Annotated in this window: 28 protein-coding genes; 12 read left to right on the top strand and 16 right to left on the bottom strand. The window is 74.4% G+C overall.

All coding sequences use genetic code 11. From position 1 onward, the window contains the following. The first annotated feature begins 7 nt into the window (after nucleotides 1-7). The 3 genes from cydD to ABZ801_RS33780 all read left to right on the top strand — a co-directional run bounded on the left by cydD (nucleotide 8) and on the right by ABZ801_RS33780 (nucleotide 4,342). Nucleotides 8-1,681 carry a thiol reductant ABC exporter subunit CydD gene (gene cydD / locus ABZ801_RS33790; protein ID WP_360705822.1) on the top strand — a complete coding sequence of 558 codons (1,674 nt, stop codon included), beginning with the start codon at nucleotides 8-10 and terminating at the stop codon, nucleotides 1,679-1,681. Nucleotides 1,682-1,695: 14 nt separating this feature from the next. Continuing rightward, on the top strand, nucleotides 1,696-3,594 hold the full coding sequence (gene cydC / locus ABZ801_RS33785) for a thiol reductant ABC exporter subunit CydC (protein WP_360705819.1): 1,899 nt from the start codon (nucleotides 1,696-1,698) through the stop codon (nucleotides 3,592-3,594). Nucleotides 3,595-3,691: 97 nt separating this feature from the next. Further along, nucleotides 3,692-4,342 (top strand): Rho termination factor N-terminal domain-containing protein, encoded by a 651-nt coding sequence (locus ABZ801_RS33780; protein WP_360705816.1) that lies wholly within the window; start codon nucleotides 3,692-3,694, stop codon nucleotides 4,340-4,342. A gap of 72 nt (nucleotides 4,343-4,414) precedes the next feature. Here the strand turns inward: ABZ801_RS33780 and ABZ801_RS33775 are convergent, their stop codons facing one another. From ABZ801_RS33775 to ABZ801_RS33735, 9 genes are all read right to left on the bottom strand, one after another. Next, a complete protein-coding gene (locus tag ABZ801_RS33775; RefSeq protein WP_360705813.1) occupies nucleotides 4,415-4,873 on the bottom strand; it encodes a gas vesicle protein K in 459 nt (152 codons plus the stop codon). Further along, a complete protein-coding gene (locus ABZ801_RS33770; RefSeq protein ID WP_344942548.1) occupies nucleotides 4,870-5,097 on the bottom strand; it encodes a gas vesicle protein in 228 nt (75 codons plus the stop codon). The genes ABZ801_RS33775 and ABZ801_RS33770 overlap by 4 nt, the downstream gene beginning before the upstream one ends. Further along, nucleotides 5,094-5,972 (bottom strand): GvpL/GvpF family gas vesicle protein, encoded by an 879-nt coding sequence (locus ABZ801_RS33765; protein WP_360705810.1) that lies wholly within the window; start codon nucleotides 5,970-5,972, stop codon nucleotides 5,094-5,096. Before ABZ801_RS33765 ends, ABZ801_RS33770 begins: the two co-directional genes overlap by 4 nt. Further along, nucleotides 5,969-6,403, bottom strand: a complete 435-nt coding sequence (locus ABZ801_RS33760) for a gas vesicle protein (RefSeq protein WP_360706196.1) — start codon at nucleotides 6,401-6,403, stop codon at nucleotides 5,969-5,971. The genes ABZ801_RS33765 and ABZ801_RS33760 overlap by 4 nt, the downstream gene beginning before the upstream one ends. Nucleotides 6,404-6,562: 159 nt before the next feature. After that, nucleotides 6,563-6,859, bottom strand: coding sequence for a gas vesicle protein GvpO (gene gvpO / locus ABZ801_RS33755; protein WP_360705808.1), 297 nt, complete (start codon nucleotides 6,857-6,859; stop codon nucleotides 6,563-6,565). Between the two features lie 3 nt (nucleotides 6,860-6,862). After that, a complete protein-coding gene (locus tag ABZ801_RS33750; RefSeq protein ID WP_360705806.1) occupies nucleotides 6,863-7,393 on the bottom strand; it encodes a gas vesicle protein GvpG in 531 nt (176 codons plus the stop codon). A 15-nt stretch (nucleotides 7,394-7,408) separates the two neighbouring features. Then, nucleotides 7,409-8,197 carry a GvpL/GvpF family gas vesicle protein gene (locus ABZ801_RS33745; protein ID WP_360705803.1) on the bottom strand — a complete coding sequence of 263 codons (789 nt, stop codon included), beginning with the start codon at nucleotides 8,195-8,197 and terminating at the stop codon, nucleotides 7,409-7,411. After that, nucleotides 8,194-8,631: a gas vesicle protein GvpJ gene (gvpJ, locus tag ABZ801_RS33740; protein ID WP_344942533.1), complete on the bottom strand. Its 438-nt coding sequence runs from the start codon at nucleotides 8,629-8,631 to the stop codon at nucleotides 8,194-8,196. Before gvpJ ends, ABZ801_RS33745 begins: the two co-directional genes overlap by 4 nt. 118 nt (nucleotides 8,632-8,749) lie before the next feature. Then, entirely contained in the window at nucleotides 8,750-9,247 is a 498-nt protein-coding gene (locus tag ABZ801_RS33735; protein ID WP_360705799.1) for a hypothetical protein, read from the bottom strand. 665 nt (nucleotides 9,248-9,912) lie between these two features. Between ABZ801_RS33735 and ABZ801_RS33730 the strand changes: the two genes are divergently transcribed. From ABZ801_RS33730 to ABZ801_RS33695, 8 genes are read left to right on the top strand one after another with little or no spacing between them, the layout of a single operon-like run. Next, nucleotides 9,913-13,017: an FAD-binding and (Fe-S)-binding domain-containing protein gene (locus ABZ801_RS33730; RefSeq protein ID WP_360705796.1), complete on the top strand. Its 3,105-nt coding sequence runs from the start codon at nucleotides 9,913-9,915 to the stop codon at nucleotides 13,015-13,017. After that, nucleotides 13,014-13,607 (top strand): hypothetical protein, encoded by a 594-nt coding sequence (locus ABZ801_RS33725; protein WP_360705793.1) that lies wholly within the window; start codon nucleotides 13,014-13,016, stop codon nucleotides 13,605-13,607. Before ABZ801_RS33730 ends, ABZ801_RS33725 begins: the two co-directional genes overlap by 4 nt. A gap of 7 nt (nucleotides 13,608-13,614) precedes the next feature. Continuing rightward, nucleotides 13,615-13,860, top strand: coding sequence for a monovalent cation/H+ antiporter complex subunit F (locus ABZ801_RS33720; protein ID WP_360705790.1), 246 nt, complete (start codon nucleotides 13,615-13,617; stop codon nucleotides 13,858-13,860). Beyond that, on the top strand, nucleotides 13,857-14,219 hold the full coding sequence (locus ABZ801_RS33715) for a monovalent cation/H(+) antiporter subunit G (RefSeq protein ID WP_360705788.1): 363 nt from the start codon (nucleotides 13,857-13,859) through the stop codon (nucleotides 14,217-14,219). Before ABZ801_RS33720 ends, ABZ801_RS33715 begins: the two co-directional genes overlap by 4 nt. Then, the gene (locus ABZ801_RS33710) at nucleotides 14,219-14,560 is read left to right on the top strand and encodes a DUF4040 domain-containing protein (RefSeq protein ID WP_360705785.1); all 342 of its coding nucleotides are present in this window, start codon (nucleotides 14,219-14,221) and stop codon (nucleotides 14,558-14,560) included. The genes ABZ801_RS33715 and ABZ801_RS33710 overlap by 1 nt, the downstream gene beginning before the upstream one ends. Then, nucleotides 14,557-15,306 (top strand): MnhB domain-containing protein, encoded by a 750-nt coding sequence (locus ABZ801_RS33705; protein WP_360705782.1) that lies wholly within the window; start codon nucleotides 14,557-14,559, stop codon nucleotides 15,304-15,306. The genes ABZ801_RS33710 and ABZ801_RS33705 overlap by 4 nt, the downstream gene beginning before the upstream one ends. Continuing rightward, nucleotides 15,303-15,749, top strand: a complete 447-nt coding sequence (locus tag ABZ801_RS33700) for a cation:proton antiporter subunit C (protein WP_344942508.1) — start codon at nucleotides 15,303-15,305, stop codon at nucleotides 15,747-15,749. Before ABZ801_RS33705 ends, ABZ801_RS33700 begins: the two co-directional genes overlap by 4 nt. Further along, a complete protein-coding gene (locus tag ABZ801_RS33695) occupies nucleotides 15,746-17,551 on the top strand; it encodes a proton-conducting transporter membrane subunit (RefSeq protein WP_360705779.1) in 1,806 nt (601 codons plus the stop codon). The genes ABZ801_RS33700 and ABZ801_RS33695 overlap by 4 nt, the downstream gene beginning before the upstream one ends. Nucleotides 17,552-17,581: 30 nt before the next feature. On the opposite strand, the gene ABZ801_RS33690 is transcribed toward ABZ801_RS33695, so the two are convergent. Both ABZ801_RS33690 and ABZ801_RS33685 read right to left on the bottom strand, forming a co-directional pair. Beyond that, complete coding sequence (locus ABZ801_RS33690) at nucleotides 17,582-18,283, bottom strand: GAP family protein (RefSeq protein WP_360705777.1); 702 nt, start codon at nucleotides 18,281-18,283, stop codon at nucleotides 17,582-17,584. Further along, complete coding sequence (locus ABZ801_RS33685; protein ID WP_360705774.1) at nucleotides 18,280-18,879, bottom strand: TetR/AcrR family transcriptional regulator; 600 nt, start codon at nucleotides 18,877-18,879, stop codon at nucleotides 18,280-18,282. Before ABZ801_RS33685 ends, ABZ801_RS33690 begins: the two co-directional genes overlap by 4 nt. Before the next feature lie 142 nt (nucleotides 18,880-19,021). On the opposite strand from ABZ801_RS33685, the gene ABZ801_RS33680 reads away from it, so the two are divergent. Then, nucleotides 19,022-19,576: a GNAT family N-acetyltransferase gene (locus tag ABZ801_RS33680; RefSeq protein WP_360705771.1), complete on the top strand. Its 555-nt coding sequence runs from the start codon at nucleotides 19,022-19,024 to the stop codon at nucleotides 19,574-19,576. A 452-nt stretch (nucleotides 19,577-20,028) separates the two neighbouring features. Here the strand turns inward: ABZ801_RS33680 and erm are convergent, their stop codons facing one another. From erm to ABZ801_RS33655, 5 genes are all read right to left on the bottom strand, one after another. Continuing rightward, nucleotides 20,029-20,907 carry an ErmE/ErmH/ErmO/ErmR family 23S rRNA (adenine(2058)-N(6))-methyltransferase gene (gene erm, locus ABZ801_RS33675; RefSeq protein WP_360705768.1) on the bottom strand — a complete coding sequence of 293 codons (879 nt, stop codon included), beginning with the start codon at nucleotides 20,905-20,907 and terminating at the stop codon, nucleotides 20,029-20,031. 464 nt (nucleotides 20,908-21,371) lie between these two features. Next, nucleotides 21,372-23,030, bottom strand: a complete 1,659-nt coding sequence (locus ABZ801_RS33670; protein ID WP_360705766.1) for a DUF885 domain-containing protein — start codon at nucleotides 23,028-23,030, stop codon at nucleotides 21,372-21,374. Nucleotides 23,031-23,131: 101 nt separating this feature from the next. Further along, nucleotides 23,132-24,796: a 2-succinyl-5-enolpyruvyl-6-hydroxy-3-cyclohexene-1-carboxylic-acid synthase gene (gene menD / locus ABZ801_RS33665; RefSeq protein WP_360705763.1), complete on the bottom strand. Its 1,665-nt coding sequence runs from the start codon at nucleotides 24,794-24,796 to the stop codon at nucleotides 23,132-23,134. After that, nucleotides 24,796-25,755, bottom strand: coding sequence for an o-succinylbenzoate synthase (locus ABZ801_RS33660; protein WP_344942485.1), 960 nt, complete (start codon nucleotides 25,753-25,755; stop codon nucleotides 24,796-24,798). Before ABZ801_RS33660 ends, menD begins: the two co-directional genes overlap by 1 nt. Before the next feature lie 38 nt (nucleotides 25,756-25,793). Continuing rightward, nucleotides 25,794-26,708, bottom strand: a complete 915-nt coding sequence (locus ABZ801_RS33655; RefSeq protein WP_360705760.1) for a 1,4-dihydroxy-2-naphthoyl-CoA synthase — start codon at nucleotides 26,706-26,708, stop codon at nucleotides 25,794-25,796. Nucleotides 26,709-26,755: the final 47 nt, after the last annotated feature.

Below are 26,755 nucleotides of genomic sequence, written 5' to 3'. Positions count from 1 at the left end.
GAAGGCGGTGGAGCGTCGTCTGGTGGGGTGGCTGCCGCGGCGGGTGCTGGTGGTGCTGGTCGTGGTGGCGGTGGCGCAGGCGGTGCTGGTGGTGGTGCAGGCCGGTGCGTTGGCGGGTGCGGTGGCGGGGTTGGACGCGGGGTTGCTGGTCGTTGTGGTGGCGGCGGTGGCGGGGCGTTCGGTGCTGGCGTGGGCGGCGTCGGGTGTGGCGGGGCGTGCGGCGGCGGGGGTGAAGGCGCGGTTGCGGGAGGCGGTGCTGGCTCGTCCCGGGGTGGGGTCGGGTGGGGCGCGGGTGACGTTGCTGACGCGGGGTTTGGACGCGGTCGATCCGTTCTTCGCCGGGTATGTGCCGCAGTTGGTGGCGGCGTGCGTGGTGCCGCCGGTGGTGCTGGCGCGGCTGGGGGCGGCTGATTGGGTGTCGGCGGTGGTGGTGGCGGTGACGGTGCCGTTGGTGCCGGTGTTCGGGGCGTTGGTGGGGGTGCGCACGGCGCAGTGGACGGGGCGGCAGTGGGGGTTGTTGCGGCGGCTGGGCGGGCATTTCCGGGACGTGGTGGCGGGGTTGTCGACGTTGCGGGCGTTCGGGCGGACGGGGCACCAGTCGGTGGTGGTGCGGCGGCTGGCGGAGGAGCATCGGCGGGCGACGGTGGGGGCGTTGCGGGTGGCGTTCTTGTCGTCGCTGGTGGTGGAGCTGGTGTGTTCGTTGTCGGTGGCGTTGGTGGCGGTTCCGGTGGGGTTGCGGCTGCTGGGGGGCCGGTTGGATTTGGCGACGGGGCTGCTGGTGCTGCTGCTGGCGCCGGAGGTGTATGCGCCGTTGCGGGCGTTGGGGTCGCGGTTTCACGCCAGTGCGGAGGGGGTGGCGGTGGCCGGTGAGGTGTTCGGTGTGCTGGCCTCCCCCACCGGTGTCGTGGCGGGTGGCGGCCGGGGCGTGACCCGCCGGGACGCCGGTGGGGGGCTGCCGGAGATCGTGCTGGAGGAGGTGACGGTGCGGTGTCCGGGGGCGGACCGTCCGGCGCTGGCGGGGGTGTCGTTGCGGGTGGCGCCGGGTGAGCGGCTGGCGGTGACGGGGCCGTCGGGTGCGGGCAAGTCGACGCTGCTGGCGGTGCTGGCGGGGCTGGTGACTCCGGAGTCGGGGCGGGTGCTGGTGGACGGTGTTCCGCTGGGCGAGATGGATCTGGCGGCGTGGCGGGCGCGGCTGGGGTGGGTGCCGCAGCGGCCGCATCTGTTCGCCGCGTCGGTGGCCGACAACATCCGGCTGGGTGTGCCGGACGCCGGTGACGAGCGGGTGCGGGCGGCGGCCCGGGCTGCGGCGGCCGAGGAGTTCATCGAGGGCCTGCCGGACGGGTACGCGACGGTGCTGGGTGAGGGCGGCGCGGGGTTGTCGGCGGGGCAGCGGCAGCGGCTGGCGATCGCGCGGGCGTTCGTGACGAGGGCGCCGGTGATGTTGCTGGACGAGCCGACGGCCCGGCTGGACGTGCGCAGTGAGGGGTTGCTGGTGCAGGCGGCGCGGCGGCTGCTGGAGGGCCGGTCGGCGGTGGTGGTGGCGCATCGTCCGGCGTTGCTGGCGGTGGCGGACCGGGTGGTGCGGCTGGTGGACGGCCGTCTGGTGTCCGACGGCACCCCGACCGGCACCCAAGCCGGCGCCTCAGCGGGGGGTTCGGCGGGGGGTTCGGCGGCGGCATGACCGGGGTGACCGACATGACACAGATGGCAGGTGCGACGGGCGCCGGTGGGGGCGCCGTGGGCGGTGACGTGCGGGGCCTGCGCGGCCTGTGGGGCGTGGTGCGGCCGTATGCGGGGCGGCTGCTGCTGGCGGTGCTGGCCGGGGTGGCGGCGGAGCTGTGCGGGCTGGGGCTGGTCGCGGCCGCGGCGTGGCTGATCGCGCGGGCGGCGCAGCAGCCGACGATGGCGGCGTTGTCGCTGGCGATCGTGGCGGTGCGGGGGTTCGCGCTGGGCAAGGGGGTGCTGCGGTACCTGGAGCGGCTGGCCGGTCATGACGTGGCGTTGCGGGCGCTGGCGGAGCTGCGCGGCAGGGTGTTCGACGCGCTGGCCGCGCGCGGCCCGGCCGCGGCACGGGGCCGTGGGACGGGCGGGGTGCGGGACGGCGAGGCGTTGAGCGGGCTGGTGTCGGATGTGGAGGCGGTGCAGGACCTGCTGTTGCGGTGCGTGCTCCCGGCGGTGACGGCGGTGGTGTGCGGGGCGGCGGGCGTGGTGGTGTGCGCGGTGGCGGTGCCGTCGTCGGTGGTGCCGCTGGTGGCGGGTCTGCTGGTGGCGGGTGTGGCGCTGCCGTGGGCGGCGTGGACGGCGGGTGCGCGCGCCGCGGCGCGGGTGGCGGCGCAGCGGCGCCGGCTGGCGGTGTGCGCGCTGGACGTGCTGGACGGCGCCGAGGACCTGGCGGTGTTCGGCGCCGCCGGAAGGTTCGGTGCGCGGGCGGCGGTGGCGGCGCGGCGGCTGGAGCGCGCCGAACGCGCCGGTTCGCGGGTCGCGGGTGTGGTGGGCGCGGCGGGGCTGGCGGTGCAGGGGGTGACGGCGGCGGCGGTGGCCTGGCAGGCGGTGCGGTCGGGCGCCGACCAGGTGCAGGTGGCGGTGGTGGCGCTCACGGCGCTGGTGGCGGTGGAGGCGGTGCTGCCGCTGGCGGACGCGGCGCAGCGGATGCGGGACGTGCTGGCGTCGGCGCGTCGGGTGGCGGCGTTGCTGGCCGCTCCCCCGCCACCGGCGTCCCGTGCCGGGGCGTCGGTGCCGCCGGGGCCGTTGAGCGTGGAACTGCTCGGCGTGACGGTCGCCTTCGACACCCTCCACGTCACCCCCCACGAGCCTGTTCATGAGCCTGTTGACGCGCCGTCCCCCGGCTTGCGTCCCGGGGGTGCTCGCGGTGTCCCGGCGTCGCGCGTGGGGGGCCGTGCGGCGTTGGACGGGGTTGCGTTGGACGGTGTGGACGTGCGGGTGGAGCGGGGCCGGCGGGTGGCGATCGTGGGTGCCAGCGGGGCGGGCAAGAGCACGCTGCTGGCGGCGGTGGCCGGTGCGGTGACGCCGCTGGCCGGGACGGTGCAGCTGGCGGGCCGTGACCTGAACGCCTACGCCGGGGACGACGTGCGGGCGGCGGTGCGGGGGTTGACGCAGGACGCGCACGTGTTCGCCGGGACGGTGCGCGCCAACCTGCTGCTGGCGCGTCCGGACGCCTCGCGGCACCAGTTGGAGGCGGCGGCGCGGCGCGCCCGGTTCCTGGAGGTGGTGCGGGAGCTGCCGGACGGGTGGGACACGGTGGTCGGTGAGGGCGGCCGGGGGTTGTCGGGCGGGCAGCGGCAGCGGCTGCTGCTGGCTCGGGCGTTGCTGGCCGATCCGCCGGTGCTGGTGCTGGACGAGCCGGCCGAGGCGCTGGACACGGTCACCGCCGACGCGGTCACCCGGGACCTGCTGACGTGGCCGGGCGGGGGCACGCTGCTGTTGGTGACGCATCGGCTGGCGGCGCTGGGCGACGCCGACGAGGTGCTGGTGCTGGACCGGGGCCGGGTGGTGCAGCGGGGCCGCCACGACGATCTGGTGGCGCGGCCGGGCCCGTACCGGGACTTGTGGGAGGCCGAGCGTCTGTCCGCCTGACCCCTGCACGCCCCCGTTCTCCCGGGGGGTGGGGGCATGGACGGCGGTGCGCAGGGTAGGTGCGCGTCAGCCGATCCCAGTGAGGAGGCGGACTGTGATGCCCGGGATTGCGGGGTTGCCGGGGCTGCGGGAGGCGCGGTCGGTGGTGTCGCGCACGCCCGCGCTGGCGCGTGAGATGTGGTCGCGGGCGCGTGCGTCGGCCCGGCGCCGTCACGGTGGTGACGCGGGGCCGCATCAGGTGGCGTGGGTGCTGGTGGCGCAGCAGGCCGGCCGGGTGGGCCGGTTGCTGCCGGGTGCCGGTCTTGGTGCCGCTGAGGACACGCGTGCGCCGGCCGGTGGCCGTGCGCGCAGGGCCGGGCGTGCGCCGTCACGTGGGTCGTCGTCACGTGGGTCGTCCTCGGGCGGGTCCGCGCGGCGCTCGGGTGGGGGTTCGCGGCGCGGCGGGCGGGCCGGTGCGGTCAGGCCGGTGGCCGCCACGAGCCGTCAGGAGCTGTATGCGATGGCGCGGGATCTGGGGATCGAGGGCCGGTCGAGGATGAGCAAGGGCGAGCTGGCCGAGGCGGTGCGCCGAGCGACCGGCGGCGCCGTCGGTGGTTCCTCCCCCGCCCGGTCCACCAGCTCCTCCAGGTCCACCAGCAAGTCCACCGGCAGGTCGTCGGGGACGTCCAAGTCCCGCAGGTCGTCCAAGGCGTCGAAGACGCCCAAGTCGCCGAAGTCGTCTGGGACGTCGGGGCGTCGGCGGCGGTGACCCAGGGCCGGGCGGCCGCCCCGTTCCTTCCCCCCGTGTGGCCTCTCCCGTGCGTTGTCTCTCCGGGCGGGGTCAGTCTTCGGGCAGGAGTGGGCCCAGGGGGCCCAGGTCGAGGTTGAGGTCGCCGTCCTCAAGGTCGAAGTGGTCCTTGAGTTTCTCCATGGCCTCTTCCAGCCGCATGAGCGCCAGGCCGAGCCGTTCGATCTGGTCGTCGTCCAGGGCGCCGGAGTCGACGCGGCGCAGCGCCTGGCGTTCCATGAGCTGGCGGATCAGTTCCACCAGGGTGAGCACGAGCTTGACGAGGTCGCGTTCGACCTGGTCGGCGTCGGTTTCCAGGCGTTGCCGCACGCGTGAGGACGCCGGTGTGGACCGTATCGGCCTCGCCCGCACCGGTGCCGCCTGCCCCGCGGTTTCGGGGCGGGTGGTGGCGGTGCGGGCGGGGGTGTCGTCGCGGGTGGTGTCGGGGAACAGGTCGCCGGGGACGGGGTCGTGGACGTGGACGTCCCCGCTGACCGGTTCGCGGCGGGTCACGGCTGCTCCTCCCGAGCGGCGAGCTCGGGCGGGGTGAGCTCGTCGCGGACGGTGGTGATCAGGGCGCGCAGGGACACCTCGACCAGGTCGACCTCGGCGACGGAGATCACCAGGTCGCCGGTGAGGACGACGCCGCCGGCCAGCAGCCGGTCCAGCAGGTCGACCAGGGCGACGCGTTCCAGCGGCGGCCCGGACGGCCCGGTGTCGACGGCGACGCCTGTCATCGCGCCTCCCCCTGGCCGGGCCGCCCGCCCTCGGCGCCGGTGTCGGTGGTGTCGATGAAGGAGTAGGGCGGCCAGGGGCCGGTGACCTCGACGTCGACGCCGGTCAGTTCGGCGTCGGCGCGGCGGGCGGTGTCCAGGAACTCCTTGGTGTGCTCGTCGTCGAGCAGGTAGGCCATGTTCAGCACGGGCACGCCGGCGTGCCCCGACAGCCGCTGGTCCTGTGGTGGGTGGCGGCGGGAGGCGCGGGCGTGCTGGGTGAGGCGTTCGTGGACCGACTGGGCGTAGTCGTTGATGCGGCGGGAGGCGTCCTGGCGGCTGCGGCGCTGCGCCTGGCGCCGCCGCAGGTACGCCGTCCCGGCCCCGCCGCCGGTGGTGGCCTGCGGCTGGGGTTCGGGTTCGGGTTCGTCGTGCTCGAACGCCTCGGGGTGGGCGTAGATTTTCACGCCCCATTCGGCGCGGCCGCTGATCAGGTCCAGGACGCGGGTGAACTGGGTGTGTTGTTCCTGCAGCACCTGCCGGACTCGGTCGTCGTCGCGGTAGAGGGTGGCGATGCGGACCGGTGCGGTGGGGGCGGCCTGCGCGGCGCGGTCGACGACCTCGTGGTGGGCGCGGGCGGTGGCCTCCAGCCAGTCCAGGTCCTCCAGGTGGTCGCGCAGGGCGTCCTCGCCGAAGTCGGCCAGTTCCACGGTGCTGACCAGGGCGGTCAGGTCACCGGCGGGGACGGCGCGGACGGCGGCCGACGACACGCCGGTGACGCCGCCCAGCACGGCCGGGTCCAGGCCGCGTGCGACGCCGTACAGGTAGACGGCGGTGCTCTCCTGCGCGGTGCCCTCCTGCGGGGCGCCGGGTTCGTGTCGGCCGGTGTGGTGGTTCATCGCCCCTCCTCCTGTTCACCGTGGCCCGCCTCACCGGACGTTTCGGCGGGTGTGTCGGCGACCTGGCGGGGCGGGGGTGCGGCGGCGGCCTCCAGGGCGGCCAGGCGTTCGCGCAGCATGCGGTTCTCCTCCGCGAGCCGGTCGTGTTCCAGCCGCTCGCGTTGCTCGGCGGCCTCGACCTCGGCGCGGGCGCGCGACGACAGCGACGGGTCGTGCTCCCACCAGTCGATGCCCATCTCCTTGGCGCGGTCGACCGAGGCGACCAGCAGCCGCAGCTTGATGGTGAGCAGCTCGATGTCCAGCAGGTTGACCCGGATGTCCCCGACGATCACGATGCCCTTGTCGAGGATGCGTTCCAGCAGGTCGGCCAGGTTGGCGCCGGTCCGCTCCCCCGCCGGGCGGGCGGGCCCGCGGGTGCCGGGGTAGGAGATCTCACTCAACGGGTCGTCCTCCGTCTGCTTTGCGGGCGGTGGTCCACGACGCGGTCCCGGCCGCCCGGCCGGGCGCCGCCGGGACCCCGCCGGGCGCGGTCCGCGGCCGCCCCCTGTTCCCGGTCAGGCCTTCGGTTCAGGCCCTTCGGTGCGGGACGGTCAGGGGCGGTCGACGCGGCCGCGGGGGTAGCGGCGGGTGCGGTGGAAGGCCACCAGTTCCCCGTCGGCGTCCAGGTCGGTCTCGTAGACGGCGAGGATGTCGGCCGAGTCGGGGATGCGGTGGGTCTCCACCACCTCCACGGTGACGCGCCAGCCGCCGTCGTCGCGGCGTTGGACGCCGACGACTCCTTCGGCGTCGCGGCCGGTCATGCCGGTGACGTGACCGACCGCGCGGCGCGCCGCCTGGGACGCGGCCTGGGATGCGGCCGGGGACGCTTCGGGCGGCTGACGCGGCATCGCTCACCCCCCGGACGGTTCGCCGCGCGGCACGCCGGCCGCACCCCCGCCGTGTTCACCGTGTTGTTCGGGTTCGCCGTGGCGTCGGTCCGCGCCGGGGTGACCGGTGTCGTCCAGGTCCCCCTGCGCCGCCGGGCCGCCCCCCGGATCACCGGCCGGACCGGCCGCCACCCCGCCTGCCGGCCCGCCTGCCGGCCCGGCTGCCGGCCCGGCTGCCGGCCCGGCTGCCGGTTCGGCTGCCGGTTCGGCTGCCGGGGCGGGTTCGGCCGCCGGATCGCCGGGCGCTCCGGCTCCGGTTCCGGCGGCGGGACCGGAGCGGGGCAGCCGGGCCAGCAGTTCCTCTTCCCGCGCCGCGGCCTCCTCCTCGTCGATCTCCCCCGCGGCCAGCAGGTCGGCGATCTCCTGCATCTCGGCGGCGATGCGCGCCGGGTCGTACAGCTGCGCCTCGGCCTGTTCGGTGAGGACCTCGGCGATCCAGATCACGCCGCGTACCGGCGCCAGTGGCAGGGTCGCCAGTCCGGTGATCAGTCCCATGTCGTCTTCCCTGTGTCAGCCGCCCGGGACGAAGTCGTAGGGCGGCAGCGGTCCGATCAGCCGCAGGCGGATGCGGTCGGCGTGTTCGGCGCCGAGGGCGTCCACGGCCTGTTCGAAGTCGCCGCGGCGGTCGCGGTCGATCAGGAACGCCGCGTCGACGACGTCCTCGTCGCGGGACGGGGTCTTGGGCGCGACCTGGCGGGCGGTGGGTGCCAGCCGTTCCAGCAGGACGCGGGCGTCGTGTTCGCGGCGGCGCTGCAGCGCCTGGGCGATCAGTTCGCCGAGGCGGACGCGGTCGTAGTAGAGGGCGTCGGCGGCGTCGGCGGGGGCCTGGCGCAGGCGTTGCGACAGGTCGGCGACCTCGGGGTCGTCGGCCATGACCTCGCGCAGCACGGTGTCCTGCACGTAGGTGCCCTTCAGCCGCAGTTCCAGGCGGCCGTCGACCTGGTCCAGGGCGCCGGCGAGGCGGTCGGCGTTGGCGGCCAGCAGTTCTTTGGCGACGGCGTCCTGGCCGGTCATGGCGGCGCCGAACCGGAACGGCAGCACGGCCAGGTCGGCGTCGACCAGGGCGCTCAGTACGCGCTGGTGGGCCAGCAGGTCGGCGCGTTCGCCGAGCGGGCGGCCCTGCGGCAGGGGGCTGACGACCGCGGCGCAGTCGCCGTGGGCGACCAGGGTCACCGGCTGGTCGCCCAGGCCGTGCAGTCCCTGCGGCGGTTCGGCGTCGCTGCGGATGACACCGTAGACGTACAGGGGTGTGTCCTGGCCGGCGGGACGGGTGTCAGGGGCGACGTCGGGGCGGGTCATTCCTCCTCCTTCCTGGAGGTGCGGCGGCGGGCGGGTTCACGTTCGCGTTCGCTGTCGCCTTCGGATTCGCTGTCGGCGGCGCCGAGGCTTTCGCGGAGCCGTTCCTGGGCGCCCTGCAGGGCCCCCTTGGTCTTGCTCTTGGCGCCGGACTGCTGCATGTCGCCGACCATCTGCGGGATGCCCTTGGCGGTGCCGTCGTGGGCGATGTCCAGGCGGTTGACCGCCTCGGCGAACCGCAGGTAGGTGTCGACGCTGGCGACGACGATCCGCACGTCGACGGTGAGGATCTCGATGCCGACCAGCGACACGCGCGCGTACACGTCGATGACCAGTCCCTTTTCCAGGATCAGGTCGACGACGTCGGCCAGGCCGCTGGAGCCGCCGCGCTGAACGTAGTTGGTGCCCGAAGTCTGCTGGGCGATCGGCCCAGTCATGTCATCCACTCCTCGTGGGATAAGGGGAATGGTGCTGTGTTCAAGGCCCCTACCTACCCGTACTTACCGGGCTAAACGGGGCATAGGGTTCCGGTCGTCACATGGTCAACTTCCGCGGTCAGCGCCTGCGGGCCACGCGGCGGCCGATCAGGATCGCCGCGACGGCGCCCGCAACGGCGGGCGCGGCGCGCAGCAGGCGCCGCAGCGACAAGACCTGGACCAGCCGCCTGGGCAGCGCCGCCGCGCCGTGCGCGGCGCGTTCGGTGGTGCGGGCCACCTGGCCGCCGGCACGACGCGCCGCTCCCGCGGCGGCCCCGGCCGTCGCGGCCGCGGTCTGCGTGGTCTTGTGCGCGGTCTCCTGCACCGTCTTCTGCGCGGTGCCGCGTGCGGTGGCGGCGCGCTCGCGTGCGGTGCCCGTCGCCTTGCCGGTCGCCTTCCCGGCGGTCTCCCCCGTGGCCTTGCTCGCGGTCTTGCCGGTGCGGGCGGCGGTGTCACGGGCGGCGCGGGTGACCTTGCCGGCCGCCGCCCCGGCCTTGCCCGCCGTCTTCCCGGCGGTCTTCCCGGTGGTTTTGCCGGCCTTGCCGGTGTTGTTGTCAGGTTTTGAGGGGGTGCTCATGACGTTCTCCCGTTCCTCCTCATCGAGGCGTCCATCTGTGTCCCCGGACGGACCGATCTGCGGTTTTTGTCCGGAGATCGTTGTTGGCGTCGGCACTACCCGCCGAAAGGCATGCCATGCCTCCCACCGAAATGCGGACACCCGCCGACACCCCGCCGGCATCCCCGGGCGGGTTCCGCCTGTGGAATTCGGACCGTGGAATTCGGCGGGTCAGCCGCTGCGGCTGACCCCGAAGAACTCGGCAGGCTTCCCCCCGGAACCAGGCGGCGACGCCGACACGGTCAGGACCACGCCACAGCACGCCCCCGGCGCCCGGCATGCGCCAGGACATAGTCGGCGACTTGCGTCATCGCTGCCCCTCCGTCACTCCCACTGTCCGGCCGCCAGCGGCCACGGTGGTTCGCCGACTGCCGGCACGGGAGCCCGTTCACAAGAGCCCGTTGCGCCCGCCGCTGGGCCCCGACGTCTCTCGTTCTGTCCTTTGCCGGGTCCGTACCGTGACGGTGCCGCCCGCTGACGTCCCGCCGGGGCCCCCAGCGCCGTCCGAGGCGCCCTGCCCGGCACGTCACCGGCTCGAACGTCCCACCGCCCCTGCCTGCGGTCCCCAAGGGGCGGGGGGTGCTGGCGGGCATGATTGGAACCTCAGGTGGGGGTATGCGGCGGACATGACCCACATCCCGTCTGGACACCGCACCACCCGCCAGAACCGGGACGCCCACCAGGCGCCAGACGCCCGGGACGTGCGAGAGCGCACCCCCGCCCGCCGCCCCGCCCGCGGGCGCGTCCGCGAGCAGGGCGCCGGGCTGAAGCGTGGGCAGGCGCGCAAGCTGGAACGGGAACTGCGGCGCCGCGTCGACGGTGAGGTCCGCTTCGACGACGGCACCCGCGCCGCCTACGCCCACGACGCCTCCAACTACCGGCAGGTCCCCATCGCGGTGGTCGCGCCGCGCAGCGTCGACGCCGCCGCCGAGGCCGTCGCGGTGTGCGCGCGGCACCAGGTACCGGTGCTGTCACGCGGCGGCGGCACCAGCCTGGCCGGGCAGTGCTGCAACACCGCCGTGGTCATCGACTGGTCCAAGTACTGCAACCGCGTCGTGTCGGTCGACCCCGGCGCGCGCCGCGCCGTCATCGAACCGGGCGCGGTGCTGGACCAGGTCAACGCCGAACTGTCACGGCACGGGCTGATGGTGGGGCCGCGGCCGTCCACCCACGACGCCTGCACCATCGGCGGGATGGTCGGCAACAACTCCTGCGGCGCGTCCGCCCAGGCGTACGGGAAGATGTCGGACTCGGTGGAACGCCTGGAAGTCCTCACCTACGACGGGACCCGGTTCTGGGCCGGCGCCACCACCGACGACGACTACCGGCAGATCGTGGCCGCCGGCGGCCACCGCGCGCAGATCTACCGCGACCTGCGGGCCCTGCGCGACGCCAACCTGGCGCTGATCCGCACCCGCTACCCCGACATCCCCCGCCGCGTGTCCGGCTACAACCTGGACGCGTTGCTGCCCGAACGCGGCTTCCACCTGGCGCGTGCCCTGGTCGGCAGCGAGTCGACCCTGGTCACCGTGCTGCACGCGGAGATCTCACTGGTGCCGGTGCCGGCCCACCAGGCGCTGGTCGTCCTCGGCTACGACGACATCGTGCGGGCCGCCGCGGCGGTGCCGCGCATCCTGCCGCACCGGCCGCTGGCCCTGGAGGGCGTGGACGACACCCTGATCGACCTGGCCCGCGCCGAGCACATGGCCGGACGCGACGCGCTGTCGCAACTGCCGCAAGGGTCGGGATGGCTGATGGTGCGGTTCGGCGGCGACACCCGCGAGCAGGCCGACCGCCGCGCCCAGGACCTGCTGGACGACCTGCACCGCGGCCGCCACTCCCCCACCGTGTCGTTCCTTGACGACCCCGCCGCCGAAGAACGCCTGTGGAAGCTGCGCGAGGCCGGGCTGGGCGCCACCGCCTACCCGCCGGGACGCCCCGAAACCCACGAAGGGTGGGAGGACGCCGCCGTCGCCCCCGACCAGCTCGCCGCCTACCTGCGCGACTTCCGCACCCTGCTGCGCGAGTTCGGCTACGACGGCTGCTCCCTGTACGGGCATTTCGGTCAGGGCTGCGTGCACACCCGCATCCCGTTCGACCTGCGCGACCCCGACGGCGTGGACAAGTACCGCCGCTTCGCCCAACGCGCGGCACGGCTGGTGGCCGCCTCGGGCGGATCACTGTCGGGCGAGCACGGCGACGGCCAGTCCCGCGGCGAACTGCTGCCCATCATGTTCGGCGACGACGTGGTGGAGCTGTTCGCCCGCGTCAAGCACATCTTCGACCCCGGCGACCGCATGAACCCCGGCAAGGTCGTCCGCCCCCACCGCCTCGACGACGACCTGGACCTGCTCGGCTACCACCCCGCCGAACCCCGCACCCACTTCACCTACCCCCACGACCACGGCCGCTTCGTCCACGCCGCCGCCCGCTGCGTGGGCATCGGGCAGTGCCGCTCCCACAGCGGCGGGGTGATGTGCCCCAGCTACCGCGTCACCCGCGAGGAACGCCACACCACCCGCGGCCGCGCCCGCATCCTGGAGGAGATGATGCGCGGGCAGGTCATCACCGACGGGTGGCGATCCAAGGACGTCCTGGACGCCCTGGACCTGTGCCTGGCGTGCAAGGGCTGCCGCGGCGACTGCCCCGTCCACGTCGACATGGCCACCTACAAGGCCGAGTTCCTCGCCCACCACTACGCGCGGCGGCTGCGGCCCCGCTCCCACTACGCGATGGCATGGCTGCCGGTGTGGGCGAAACTGGCCGCGGCGGCCCCGGTGACCGTCAACGCCCTCACCCACGCCCCCGTCCTGCAGGCCCTGGTCAAGTTCGCCGGCGGCGTCGACCCCCGGCGTGAACTGCCGCGCTTCGCGCCGCAACGCTTCACCGACCAGTTCACCCGCCACGCCCCCCGCCCCGGCGGCGAACCCGACGGCGAACCCGACTGTGACGGGGAGGCCGACGGGCGGCCGCGCGTGGTGCTGTGGCCCGACACCTTCACCAACAACTTCCACCCCCACATCGCCCGCGCCGCGCTGCGCGTGCTGGACCGCGCCGGGTTCCGCGTGGAGGTCCCGCCGGTGCCGCTGTGCTGCGGCCTGACCTGGATCTCCACCGGGCAGCTGGGCGTCGCCGAACGGGTGCTGCGCCGCACCGTGCGGGCCCTGGCGCCCAGGCTGCGCGCCGGGATCCCCGTGGTGACGCTGGAACCCAGCTGCACCGCGGTGTTCAAGTCCGACGCGCCCGAACTGTTCGGCGCCAGCGACGGCGAACCCGGATTCGCCCGCCACGGCGGCGGCATCGCCGCCGACGTGCGGCGCCTGTCGCAGCAGACCTACTCCCTCGCCGAGTTCCTGCTCAAGCACGCCCCCGGCCAGTTCAGCGTCCCACCGCCCGGCACCGGACGCACCGCGCTCGCGCAACCCCACTGCCACCAGCACGCCATCTGGGGATTCCAGGACGACGCCGAACTGCTGCGCCGCGCCGGAGTGCAAACCCGCGTCCTGGACGTCGGATGCTGCGGCATGGCCGGCAACTTCGGGTTCGAACGCGGCCACTGGGAGGTCTCCACCGGCTGCGCCGAACTGGGCCTGTGGCCGCAGGTCGACCAGGCACGCCGCGACGACCCCGGCACCGCGATCCTGGCCGACGGGTTCTCCTGCCGCACCCAGATCGAGGCGGGCACCGACGCCCGCCCCGTCCACCTGGCCGAACTGCTCGCCGAACTGTGACCCGCCAACCCCCCGGCACCCCGATCCCGGCCCGCACCGCCAACGGCACGACGCAGGAGGACGACGCGATGCGTTCCGCTCACGCGCACCGGCGCGCACTGGTGCGCACCGCCGCCCAGGCCGCGGCCTGGTGGGTGCCGCTGCTGGCGATCTACGCGGCGCTGGTGTCGACGCTGTCGCCGACCGAGGTGCTGGTCGGCGCGGCGGTGGCCGCCGCGTCCGCCGTGGCGGGGGTGGCGGCGCGCCGCACACTGCTGAACACCCGGCCCGCACGAGGCGGCGGCGACCAGGTGCGCCGGCTGGCGGTGCGGCTGCCCGGCCGGATCGCCGCCGACACCGCCCGCGTGCTCGCTCCGCGCCTGCACGGACAGTGGGACCAGATGCGCGTGGGCCGCCAGGCCGCACGGCGCGGCGCGGTGACGCTGCTGGTGTCGGCGTCCCCCGGCGGGTACGTCGCCACCGTCGACCCGGACCGTGGCGTGCTGACCGTGCACCGCCTCACCCGCGCCCCCACACGAACCCGCACACCAACTCGCACACGGAACGGCACGCGGAACGGCGCCGGGCACGACGACAGGAACGGAAGGTGACAGCGGTATGGCCGCCCTGGCACTGACCCTGCTGGCCGCCGGACTGGCGCCCTGCCTGGCCGCGATGGCGCGCGGCCGGCCCGCCGACCGGCTGGCAGCCCTCATCCTGGCCGGCCCCCTCGCCACCCTCATCCTGGCCGTGCTCGCCGCCGTCTACGCACGCCCCGCCTACCTGGACGTGGCGCTGGTACTGGCGGTGCTCTCCCTGGCCGGATCGCTGGTGTTCGCCCGGTTCCAGGCCCGCACGCTATGACCGCCGCGACGGCCGGAACCGCGCTGGCCTGGGCGGGGACGGTACTGGCCGTGGCGTGCGCGCTGCGGCTCCCGCTCACCCGCGACGCGGCGACACGGCTGCACGTGGTCGCGCCCGTCACCACCGTGGCCGCCCCGCTGGTGCTGGCCGGGCTGGCGTTGCGGCCATGGTCGTCCTGGCACGACGTGGCCAAGCTGCTGCTCATCGCCGTGCTGCTGACCGGCACCGGACCGGCCGCCGTGGCCACCGCCGGGCAGGCCGTCCACCGCGCCACCCGGCCCCACCCGCAACCCCACCCGCAACCCGGCCCCGGCTCGGGTGGCGGTCGGGCGGGACGGCGGTCAGAGGGGGAACGGTGATGAAGGACGCGCTGATCTACCTCACCTCGGCGATGGCGGTGGTGATGGCCACGGTGGTCGTGCTCACCCGCGCCCCCGTACGGCAGGCGATGGTGCTGTCGGGCTACGGCCTGACCCTGGGCGTGCTGTTCGTCGTCCTGCAGGCCCCTGACGTGGCGCTGTCACAGATCGGCGTCGGCACCGTGGTCATCCCCCTGCTGGTGCTGCTGGCCGTGCACGCCGCCCGCCGCCACCTGCCACCCCTCGACACCCCGCCACCCGGCGGCCCGCCACCTGGAACCGCCCCCCACGCACCCGACACACACCGGCACCGGCCGGCCGGGCGCGGGGACGACACGTGAACGGCCGCGCACGCCTGACCCTGTTCACCGTCGCCGCCGCGGGCCTGGCCACCGCCTACACCGCCGGCACCCTGCGCCTGCCCGGCTTCGGCACCGCCTTCCACCCCTACGGCGACCGCGCCGTCCGCCAAGCCCTCGACCACGCCACCGCCAACACCGTCTCCTCGGTCAACTTCGACCAGCGCGCCTTCGACACCGTCGGCGAGGAACTCATCCTCATCGCCTCCGCCCTCGGCACCGTCGTGCTGCTGCGCGCCGTCGGCCGGGAGGAAGAGGCCCAGACCGGCGCGCTGCGCCACGGACCAGCCGAGGTGTTCGAGGCGCTGCGCGTCACCGGCCTGGCGCTGCTGCCGGTCACCCTGCTGGTCGGCGCCTACGTCGTCGCCCACGGCCACCTGTCACCCGGCGGCGGCTTCCAGGGCGGCGTCCTGCTCGGCACCGCCCTGCACATGCTGTACCTGGCCGGCGACTACCCCTCCCTGCGCCGCCTGCGCCCCATCCCCGCCTTCGAAACCGGCGAGGCGCTGGCCGCCGGCGCGTTCGTCATACTCGCCCTGGCCGCCGCCGGGCAGATCATCCCCCTCAACACCGCCGTCGGCGTCGAGGTCGGCTGCGCCATGGTGCTGCTGCTCGCCAAGTTCTTCGAACAGGCCCTGCTCATCCGCCAACCCCCCGACAGCCGACCCGACGCCCGGCCCGGCATCCCACCCGGCGCCGCGCCGAGCACCGGGGAGGCCGGCCGGTGAGCACCCTGACCGCCCACCTGCCCCACCTGGCCGCCGGATGGATCCTGCTCGCCGGGATCTACGGCATCGTCACCACCCGCAACCTCATCCACGCCGTCGTGTGCCTGTCGGTCACCCAGTCCGGCACCTACGTGCTGCTGCTGACCATCGGCTACCGCGCCGGCGGAACCGCCCCCGTCTTCTCCGACCTGACCCCCGCCCGCCGCCACGCCCACGCCGCCGTCGACCCCGTCGTGCAGGCCATGACCCTCACCGACATCGTCGTCGGCGCCACCGTCACCGCCCTGCTGCTCGCCCTGGCCGTGCAGGTCGCCAAACGCCGCGGCACCCTCGACCCCGCCCACCTGCGCCCCCTGGAACCGGCCGCCACCACCCGCACAGGACCCACCCAGACAGGACCGGCCGACACGGGACCCGCCGGCCCGAAGGCACCCCGGCCGTGATCCTGCAGACGACGATCGCGCTGCCGGTCGTGGTCGCCGCGCTGCTGGCCGCCACCGGACGCCACCTGCCCCGCCTGGCCGTCGACGCCCTGACCGCCGCCACCACCGCCACCGTCACCGCACTGGCCGCCCTCACCCTGCACCACACCACCCGCCACGGCACCGACGTCACCTGGCTCGGCGGCTGGCAGCCCGCCACCGGCGTCGGCATCCCCCTGACCGCCGACCCCTTCGCCGCCGGACTGGCCGTCACCATCGCCGCCCTCACCCTGGCCGCCCTGGTGTTCACCTGGCGCTACTTCACCGAGGTCCAGGCCATCTTCCACGCCCTGACCCTGCTGTTCCTGGCCGCCATGTGCGCCCTCACCTACACCGGCGACCTCTTCAACGCCTTCGTGTTCTTCGAACTCATGAGCGTCGTGGCGTTCGTCCTGGCCGGCTACCAGGCCGAAGAACCCGCCACCGTCCACGGCGCCCTCAACTTCGGCATCACCAACTCCCTGGGCGCCTACCTCACCCTCACCGGCATCGCCCTCACCTACGCCCGCACCGGCGAACTCAACCTCGCCCGCCTCGACCACGCCCTGCACACCCTCCCCCCGGCCGACCGGCCCCTCATCACCGCCGCGTTCGTCCTCATCTGCTCCGGCCTGCTCATCAAAGCCGCCGCCGTCCCCTTCCACTTCTGGCTCGCCGACGCCCACGCCGTCGCCCCCACCCCCGTCTGCGTCCTGTTCTCCGGCGTCATGGTCGAACTCGGCGTCTACACCACCGCCCGCTTCTACTGGACCGCATTCCACGACACCGTCCCCCTCACCGCACCCGCCGCCCTCGGCGCCGCCGCCGCGCTGCTCGGCGCGGTCATGTGCGTCACCCAACGCCACATCAAACGGCTGCTGGCCTACTCCACCATCAGCCACACCGGCCTGCTGCTCATCGGCATCGCCCTGCTCGACCGCGACGCCCTGACCGGCACCGCCTACTACCTCACCGGCCACGCCGCCGTCAAAGGCGCCCTGTTCCTCGGCGCCGGCGTCCTGCTCAACCGCCACGCCACCGTCGAGGAACACCACCTGGCCGGACGCGGCCGCACCATGCGCGTCACCGCCACCGTGTTCCTCATCGGCGCCCTGGCCCTGGCCGGACTGCCCCCCTCAGGCATGTGGCTCGGCAAAACCCTCATCGAACACGCCGCCGAACAGGCCGGCTGGTGGTGGGTCACCCCCCTGGCCGTCATCGCCTCCGGCCTCACCGCCGGAGCCGTCCTGCGCGTCTGGCTGCGCGTCTTCCGCGGCGCCGGCCCCCCACCACCCGACCCCACCCCCGGCACCGACAACGCCAACAACACCGACAATGGCGGCGGAGGTGAAGACGGCGACCGGCAAGACCGCGAAACCACCGTCCCACTGACCCGCACGCCCTGGACCATGCTCACCCCCGGCCTGGTCCTGCTCGCCGCCGGCCTGGCCATCACCTGGATCCCCGGCCCCGCCGTCACCTCCGCCGCCGCCACCTTCACCGACCCGCCCGCCTACGCCGCCGCGATCCTCCACCAGCACCCCGCCCCACCCCCACCCGGACACACCCCGCACCCCTGGACAGTCCCCGGCATCCTCAGCATCGCCCTGTCCGCCGCACTCGCCGCCGCCGTCGCCGCACTCGGCGTCTCCCAACGCGTCCCCCGCGTACTGCACGCCACCGCGGCACGACTGCACCACCTGCACTCCGGGCACATCGGCGACTACACCGCCTGGCTCGCCCTCGGCGTCGCCCTCATGGCCCTGCTCACCACCACCACGTGACCACCCCACCCCGCCCCGGGGCCGTGTCACTCACCCATCCATGAACCAAAGACGCGCGGCCGCGTCCCGCGCCACCAGGAACCCCGCAATGGCCAGCAACCATCCCGTGGCGCCCGCCCCCCTGTCACCGATCCAGGCGTCGACCCGACGCAGCACCGGCTCCACCCGGGACGCGGCGACGACCCGCGCGACCAGCAGCACACCCGCCGGAAGCACCATGACCACGCAGTAGCCGGCGAGCAGCACCACCACGACACCAGCGTGCAGATCGGACGCGGCCAGCATCGCCAACGCCCCCAGATACGGCAGCATCGTGGCGACCTCGGCCACCGCCGCCACCAACGCAAGACCCACCACCCACACCACCGACGACGACCCCGCCGCCACACGTTCCCGCCAACGCGACACCCCGCCCCGCCCCTCACCCCGCCGCTTGGGATCGAAACGAAAACTCAGCGCGAACAGACCCACACCCACCGCCAGCTGCACCCACAGCGCGGCACGACCGTCCAGCGCCCCACCCACCGCGGCGACCACCGAACCCGCACCACCGACCACCACCACACCGACGGCGAAGTAGAACACCGCAAGCGTCCCCAGGTAGACCACCACCCGTCCGGCCCGCACCCGCCCCGGCACCAAAAGCAGCCACACCGGGATGAACAACGTGCCGACGCTGGTGCCGTCCAGCAACGCCAACCCCGCCAACGACAGCAGCACAGCGACACTCACACACACTCACCTCCCCCGCCACCTGCGCCGCCCGCGCCAACGAAGATCCGGTCGAGATACCGCCCCAGCAACACGCGGACCTGATCATCGGCCATGGCCTCCGGGGCGACGGCACGCTGGACGGCCAGCCCGTCCGCGAACGCCGCCAACGCCCACGCCTCGGCCTCCGCGTCAACCCACCGCGGCACCCGCCCCAACTCCCGCGCCGCCTCCAACGCCCGCCGGCAATGCTCACGGATCTCCGCCGCCCCCGCGACATGCACCTCACGCAACGCCGGATGGAACGCCGCCCGCGCCAGGAACGCCAGCCAGATCCGCCCCTCGGCCGCCCGCTCATCATCGGCGCCCGCAACGACGCACATCGCACGCAGCAGCCGCTGCCTGACATCCCCCTCGGGGGCGGCACGCACCGCGGCGGCCACACGCGCCCTGATCAGATCACCCAGATGCCGCGCCGCGAACAGCAGCAGCTCGTCCTTGCTGCGGAAATACGCCTGCACCAGGCCGGTGGAGGCGTTCAGCTCCCGGGCGATCCGCGGGATGCTCGCCGCCTCCAGCCCCTCGTCCTCCACCACCGCCAGCAGCGCCTCCGCCACCTGACGACGACGCTCCACCGGATCCGCACGTCGTGGCACACCGTAACATTAAGGTCATAATCCAACCCGGGGCAACCGCCGCCCGCCCTGGTGGCCGTCGCGTGACCCGCCGCCACCGACCGCCCGCCGGTAGGGTCACCCGGTGAACAGCGGACCGGAACTGACCACCCCACGCCTGCTGCTGCGACGCTGGCGCGACACCGACCGCGCCCCCTTCGCCGCCCTCAACGCCGACCCGCAGGTCATGCACCACTTCCCCGCCACGCTGAGCCGCGCCGAAAGCGACGCCCTCATCGACCGCATCGAAGCCCACTTCGACCGGCACGGCTTCGGCCTGTGGGCGGTCCAGCACACCGGCACCGGCGCCTTCCTCGGCTTCACCGGCCTGTGGACCCCAGCCTTCGACGCCCACTTCACCCCCACCGTCGAGATCGCCTGGCGGCTGGCCCACCACGCCTGGGGCCACGGCTACGCCACCGAAGCCGCCCGCCGCGCCCTGGAGTACGGCTTCACCACGGCCGGGCTGCCCGAGATCGTGTCGTTCACCGCCGTCCCCAACGACCGCTCCCAGGCCGTCATGCGCCGCCTGGGCATGACCCGCGACCCTCGCGACGACTTCGACCACCCCGTCCTGCCTGCCGGACACCCACTGCGCCGCCACGTCCTGTACCGCACCACCCCCGGCCAGGCCGCCTGACCGGCCCGGGCCCCGACCAGCGCCGTGACGGCCACAGCGCGGCGCCGCTCCCACACCGAACCCGCCCCGGGCAGGCTCCACAGGCCGGCACGACCCGACGCCAGCCGGGCAGCGGCACGTAACCGACACCTGCCGCCAGTGGGCACGACCGCCCGCCGAGCATTTGGCACATCCGCATGCTCGGCGGGCATGTCATGTTCGCCGGGACGGTATGCCAGAGGCGACGCTGGAAGCCGTGCCGCTACGCCCACCTCGGCGGCGAACCACTCAACCCGTTGCACGGGCCGGCCGACCTGGGCCGCCGGCCCGTGCAACGACGCCGTACTCACCTACGGTCGCCGAACATCACGCTAAGTGAGGCGTTCTTCCCTTGGTGATGGTGGTTCTGCACGGTGAGGGTTAGCTGTCAGGTATCGGTAGTGCACCAACCCAGCGCCTTGACAAAGTAAGGTTCAGGTGGGGCGGGGAGTGCCGGACCGAGCCTCGGCGGGCGGCAGGCCGTGCAGGACGCGGAACAGCCGCAGCCACTGGTCCGGATGCACGAACGCGACCACCGCGTCCCGCTCCACCCCGGCCGCGCGCAGCGCCGCGTCCACCCTCCCCCGGGGATGCTCGCGCCGCAGCGACGCCCGCAGGGTGCCGCCCTCCCCCGTGAACCCCAGCGCGACGCACCGTTCGTAGTCCGCCAGCGCCGAGGCGGGCAGCAGCGGCCGCGGGCGGCGCTCCAGCCGCAGGATCGCCGAGTCGACCCGCGGGACGGGACGGAACAGCTCCCGGCCGATCCGCTCCCCCAGCCGCCAGTGAAACAGCGGCCACGACCGCACGGTCACCAGGCTCCAGCGGCCGTAGTCGCCGGTGCGTTTGCGGGCGTACTCCAGCTGGGTCACCAGCGTCGCCGACGTCAGCTCCGGGGCGCGCAGGCACCACTCGACGATCGCCGAGGTCAGCGAGTACGGGATGTTGCCCGCCACCGCGAACGGGCCGCGCGGCGGCCGCGCCCGCAGGAAGTCGCCGCGCACGATCCGCACGTTGGGCAGGTCGGCGCACCGCTCACGCACCCGCCCGGCCAGCGCCGGGTCGATCTCGTAGGCGATGACGTAGGCGTCGCCGGCGGCCAGCGCGGCGGTGATCCGCCCGTCCCCGGCGCCGACCTCCACCACCAGGTCACCGGGACGGGCGGCCACCGACCGCACGATCACATCGATCGCGCGCGGGTCGGCCAGGAAGTTCTGCGACAGGAAACGGCGGGCGCGGTCACGGCCGGACCGGGGACGCCGGGGGCCCGGGCGCCCGGACGCGCCGGAGGTGCGTGGCGTGGAGTTTCGGGTCATCGTGGATGTCCTCCGCGGCCGGACACGCCACAGCCGGGCCGCGCGCTGACGCCGTCACCGGCGACGCGGACGAGAAGGCGGGGCGCGACCGGCCAGACGGGACGGGCACAGGCCCGTCCGGATGGGCAAGGGACCGGTCACGGCCCTGAACTTGCGGGACACCACGAAGAGCATGGGAGCACGACGGCACCACGCGAAAAGGAACGCGAAAGTGCGCGCGCCGAGGAACGCGGATCAGTGCACGCGAAGAAGAGACGCAGGCGTCAGATCACACATCGGCGCGACGGCCCGGCAGGTTCAGAGCCGGACGCCGCCCGCGCAGCCGCCAGAAGACGACGGCACCGCGGACAACGATGCCGTCGAAGCCAGTTATCGCTCCCATGCCGCTGATCTTAGGGGCGCCGGCGCCACCGGCCCAACAGGTTTTCTCGCCGGAACCGCCGCGGCAGCGCGTCAGGCGCCGGTCAGGGGCGGGTCAGTTCGGCGCGCAGAAGGTCCAGGCCCATCGGCCCCACCTCCAGGCCCCGGCGGTGGAACGCCTTGAGATCGAACGCCTCGCCGTCACGGCGGCGCACCGCTTCACGCGCCTCCAGCCACACCTTCTCGCCCACCTTGTAGGCGATCGCCTGCCCGGGACGCCCCAGGTACCGGTCGATCTCGAAGGCGACGCCGGCGGCGGTCAACGTGGCGTGCGCGCGCAGGAACTCCCGGGCCAGCCGCGGCGTCCACCGCTCCCCCTCGTGGAACCCCGTCCCGGCGGGGATCGGCAGCTCCAGGTGCAGGCCGATGTCCAGCACGACCCGGGCGGCGCGGAACAGCTGGCCGCCCACCAGCATGCCCAGCTTGTGCGCGGGGTCGCGGTAGAAGCCCAGCTCGTCCATCAGCCGCTCGGCGTACAGGGCCCAGCCCTCCCCGTGACCGGGGTACAGCTCGCATCCCAGCCGCTGGAACCGGGTGAGCCTGCCGATGGCCAGCGTGGCCGTGCCCAGCTGCAGATGGTGGCCGGGCACGCCCTCGTGGTACATGGTCGACGGCACCGACCAGGTGGCGATGTCCTCGTCGGGTTCGGTGACGCTCCACCACACCGTGCCCGGACGCGACCCGTCCTCGGCCGGCGACAGGTAGTAGATGCCCGCGTCACCGGCCGGGATGCGGCACTCGATGCGGCGCAGCGGCGCGGGGATGTCGAAGTGCACGCCGTCCAGCGCGTCGATGGCGGCGTCGGCCAGCTCCTGCAGGAACGCCCGGAACGCCTCGGCGCCGCGGACGCGGTGGGCGGGGTCGGCGTCCAGCGCCGCCCGCACCTCGGCGACCGTCGCGCCGGGACGGATCCGCGCGGCCACCTCGGCGATCTCGGCCTTGAGACGGGCCAGTTCCGCCCACCCCCAGGCGTAGGTGTCCTCCAGGTCCAGGCGCGTGCCCAGGAAGTCCCGCACGCCCAGCAGGTACCGGTCGCGGCCCAGCGCGTCGCGTTCGGGGGCGTGCGGCGCCAGCTCCTCCTCCAGGAACACCGCGAAGCCGGTCAGGGCGCCCGCCGCGGCGGCCGCCGCGTCCCGCAGCGCGCCGCCCAACGCGGCGTCCTTGGAGAACTCGCCGTGACGGGCGGCCAGCCCGGTCAGGTAGCCGGTCATGACACGGCAGTCGGCGGCGCTGCGGGCGACCTGGCGCCGCGCGGCCACGCGGCCGTCCCGCCGCGCCAGGGTGAGGCTGGTGCGCAGGCCGTCCAGCATCGCCGGCAGTGCCCGCAGCCGCGCCAGCACCGCCTCCCACGGCGTGCCGGGGCCCCGGTCCAGCAGCTCGAACGCCATGCGCAGCCGCTGCACGGGACCGTCGGTGGTGTCCAGGAACGCGTCGGGCACCCCGGCCTCGTCCAGCGCCCGCTCGACCTCCAGCCGTTCCCGCAGCACGGCCGCGCCGACGCGTTCGGCGGGACCGTCCAGCGGCGTGCCGTCCAGCGCGGCCAGGGTGCGGCGGGTCAGTTCCCGCCGCGCGGCCCAGCCGTCGGGACCGTAGTCGGTCAGGTGCGACTCCTGCCCGGAGATCCCCATCATCGCCGCCCGGCACGGGTCCAGGGCGGCGAACTCGGTCACGTACCGGTCGGCGAGCTGCTCCAGTGCGGTCACCCGCCACAGGCTACGACGGCACCCCACCGCACCGCGACACAATAAACGATCTTCATAAACGATCTTCCCGGGCGGTGGTCCCCGGTGGTCCCGGGGCGGCGCTACAGCAGGTCGCGGACGGCCTTGTGAGCGGCCTTGCGCATCGCCGCGTGCAGCACCGCGTTGGCGTCGCGGTCGGTACGGGCCTCCACGATCCGCAGCCCGTCCCCCGTGATCGCCTTGGGCAGCTCGGCCGCCGACTCCAGCCGCCGGTACGGCAGCCCGTGCGCCGCCGCCACATGCTCCAGATCCACCTGGTGCGGAGTGCCGAACACCCGCTCGAACGGCCCGTCCAGCGCCGCCTGCGGCAGCAGCGAGAAGATCCCCCCGCCGCGGTTGTTCACCACCACGATCGCCAGATCGGGACGGCGCTCGTCCGGCCCCAGCACCAGCCCGTTGTGGTCGTGCAGGAACGCCAGATCGCCCAGCAGCGCGTACGAGCGGCCGCTGTGCGCCAGCGCCGCGCCCACCGCCGTCGACACCAGCCCGTCGATGCCGCTGGCGCCCCGGTTGGCCATCACCCGGATGCCGCGGCGCGGCCGCATCACCTGGTCCAGGTCCCGGATCGGCATGCTGGCCGCGCTGAACAGCAGCGACCCGCCCGGCAACGCCGCCGCCAGGTCCCGCGCCAGCCGCGGCTCGGTCACCTCCGGCGCCGCGTCCAGCACCGCGTCCACCGCCGCCGCGGCCGCCCGGTCGGCCGTCCGCCACGACCGCAGCCACGCGTCGTCGCCCGACACCACCGGGATCTCCACGTCCTGCGCCACCTGCGTGGCCGACCGCACCGGATCCGGCCACCGCGCCAGATCCGGCGCCAGCACGATGTGCTCCTCGGCGCGGCGCAGCAGCGACAGCAACGGCCGCGACAGGCCCGGCTTGCCCAGCGTCACCACCACCTCCGGGCGGTGCCGCTCCACGAACTCCGGCACCCCCAGAAGGAAGTGGTGCGCCGACAGCGCGTGGTCGCCGTAGCGGGCGTTGCCGCTGGGCTCCGACAGCACCGGCCAGCCCGCCATCGACGCGGCCGCCACGTACCGCTTGACGTTCACCGCGCCGTCCCCGACCACCAGCACCCCGCGCCGCGTCGCCGGCACGTGCAGCACCGACCCCGGCGTGGCCGCCCGCACCTTCGTCCACGCGCCCGTCGCGTCGCCGTCCAGCGGCTCGCACCACGACTCGTCCCCGTCGGGGATCAGCGGCTCACGGAACGCCACGTTCAGGTGCACCGGCCCCGGCTCGGGCGCCTGCGCCAGCCCCCACGCCCGGCTGGTCACCGACCGCCAGTACGCCACCATCCCCGGACGGTTCTCCGGCACCCCGATCTCACAGCTCCACCGCGCCGCCGTCCCGTACAGCTTGACCTGGTCGATGGTCTGGTTGGCGCCGGTGTCGCGCAGCTCGGGGGGACGGTCGGCGGTCAGCACCACCAGCGGCACACCCGACTGGTGCGCCTCGATCACCGCCGGATGGAAGTTGGCCGCCGCCGTGCCCGACGTGCACACCATCGCCACCGGACGCCCCGACCGCTTGGCCAGCCCCAGCGCCACGAACGACGCCGACCGCTCGTCGATCCGCACGTGCAGCCGCATCCGGCCCGCCACCGCCGCCTCGTGCAGCGCCAGCGCCAACGGCGCCGACCGCGACCCCGGCGCCAGCACCGCGTCGGTCATGCCGCACCGCAACAGCTCGTCCACCAGCACCGTGGCCAGCGCGGTCGCCGGGTTCATCAACGCACCACCCCGATCACCGGCGGCCCGCCCAGCAGCGACTGCGCCTCGGCGGCCCGCGTCCGCCACCGCCCGGCCGTCGCGGCGTCGGCCTCATGCCGGGCCAGCGCCGCCTCGTCCACCTGCGGACGGCGCACGGGCAACTCGCCCCCGACCGGCGTCAACGGGTCGTCCACCACGTCGCCGTGCAGCAGCGACAGCGTCGCCAGCCCGCACGCGTACCGCAGCTCCGGCAGCGCCGCCGCCAACGCCACACCCGCCGCCAGCCCCACCGACGTCTCCACCGCGCTGGACACCACCACCGGCAGCCCGCACGCCTCGGCCACCCGCAACGCCGCGCGCACCCCGCCCAGCGGCTGCACCTTCAGCACCGCCACGTCCGCCGCCTCGGCCGCCCGCACCTTCAGCGGGTCCTCGGCCCGGCGGATCGACTCGTCGGCCGCCACCGGCACGTCCACCAGGCGACGCACCCGCGCCAGCTCCTCCAGCGTCGCGCACGGCTGCTCGACGTACTCCAGGTCGAACCGGTCCAGCCGCCGGATCATCCGCGCCGCGGTGTCGACGTCCCACGCGCCGTTGACGTCCACCCGCACCCGGCCCGACGGGCCCAGCGCGTCACGCACCGCCTCCACCCGCGCCAGGTCGTCGCCCTCGTCCTGCCCCCGCTCGGCCACCTTCACCTTCGCGGTCCGGCACCCGGACGCGGCGACGATCTGGCGCGCCCGTTCCGGCCCCACCGCCGGAACCGTCACGTTCACCGGGATCCGGTCGCGCACCGGCGCCGGCCACCCCTCGAACGCCGCCTCCCGCGCCGCGGCCAGCCAGCGGGCGCACTCGGCCGGGCCGTACTCGGCGAACGGGGAGAACTCCCCCCACCCGGCCGGACCCCGCACGAGCACGCCCTCCCGCCGCGTGATGCCGCGAAACCGCGTCCGCATCGGGATGGCATACACCCGCACCGGATCCGACCCCCTGCCGTGACAAGCTCGAAGAAAACCTAGTAGTACCACGGGAAACGCGACCAATCGGGGTCGCGCTTCTCCAGGAACGAATCGCGGCCCTCCACCGCCTCCTCGGTGCCGTAGGCCAGCCGCGTCGCCTCACCGGCGAACAGCTGCTGCCCCACCAGCCCGTCGTCGACCAGGTTGAAGGCGTACTTGAGCATCCGCTGCGCCGTCGGGCTCTTGCCGTTGACCTTGCGCGCCCACTCCAGCGCCGTCGCCTCCAGCTCGGCGTGCGGCACCACCGCGTTCACCATGCCCATGCGGTGCGCGGCCTCGGCGTCGTAGGTGTCGCCCAGGAAGAAGATCTCCCGGGCGAACTTCTGGCCCACCTGCCGCGCCAGGTACGCCGACCCGAACCCGCCGTCGAAGCTGGCCACGTCCGCGTCGGTCTGCTTGAACCGGGCGTGCTCACGGCTGGCCAGCGTCATGTCGCACACCACGTGCAGGCTGTGCCCGCCGCCGGCGGCCCAGCCCGGCACCACGCAGATCACCACCTTGGGCATGAACCGGATCAGCCGCTGGCACTCCAGGATGTGCAGCCGCCCCGCCCGCGCCGGATCGATCGTCTCGGCGGTCTCGCCCGCCGCGTACCGGTAGCCGTCGCGGCCGCGGATGCGCTGGTCGCCGCCCGAGCAGAACGCCCACCCGCCGTCACGCGGCGACGGCCCGTTGCCGGTCAGCAGCACGCAGCCCACGTCGCTGGACATGCGCGCGTGGTCCAGCGCCCGGTACAGCTCGTCGACGGTGTGCGGGCGGAACGCGTTGCGCACCTCGGGGCGGTTGAACGCGATCCGCACCGTCCCGTGGTCGACGGCCCGGTGGTAGGTGATGTCGGTGAAGTCGAACCCCTCGACCGGCTTCCAGGCGTCGGGGTCGAACAGTTCGGAGACCTTGCCCGCGTGTGGCATGTGCCCTCTTCCTTGATCGGCGTGCGGGGTGCCCTGCGTCCCCAATT

The organism is Actinomadura sp. NPDC047616, from assembly GCF_040642915.1.
Lineage (GTDB): Bacteria > Actinomycetota > Actinomycetes > Streptosporangiales > Streptosporangiaceae > Spirillospora > Spirillospora miaoliensis.
Note: the sequence above shows the minus strand (reverse complement) of the source record. Positions and strands in the feature narration are given on the sequence as shown.